Source organism: Burkholderia sp. JPY481, assembly GCF_038900515.1.
In the GTDB taxonomy this organism is placed as follows: Bacteria; Pseudomonadota; Gammaproteobacteria; order Burkholderiales; family Burkholderiaceae; genus Paraburkholderia; species Paraburkholderia youngii.
Genome location: NZ_JAYMRT010000239.1, coordinates 1 through 251, shown reverse-complemented (window position 1 = coordinate 251; position 251 = coordinate 1). Strand labels below are relative to the sequence as shown.

The 251-nt window shown below is 63.7% G+C and carries 1 protein-coding gene; it reads left to right on the top strand.

Annotated elements, in window-relative coordinates:
* On the top strand, window positions 1-181 hold a 181-nt coding region (locus tag VSR82_RS40510), incomplete at its 5' end, for a hypothetical protein (RefSeq protein WP_498858979.1).
* Between the last annotated feature and the right edge of the window lie 70 nt (window positions 182-251).

Here is a 251-nt window from a genome sequence, read left to right as displayed (position 1 = left end):
TGTGATCGACTGCTTCGACGGTCTCGTAGTGAGCTGGTCAATCGGCACGCGCCCGGATGCCGAACTCGTCAATACCATGCTGGATTCGGCGATCGAGTCGGTTGCTGGCTGCGAGCAGCGGCCCGTGTCAGCGGGCGGCGTTATAGAGCCAATCCGGGGGCGGCGTAATCGGGCCACCTGAGGGGCGGCACAATGAAGCCAGTCCAGGGGCGGCGTAATCGAGCCACCTCATGGGCGGCGTAAAGAAGCCA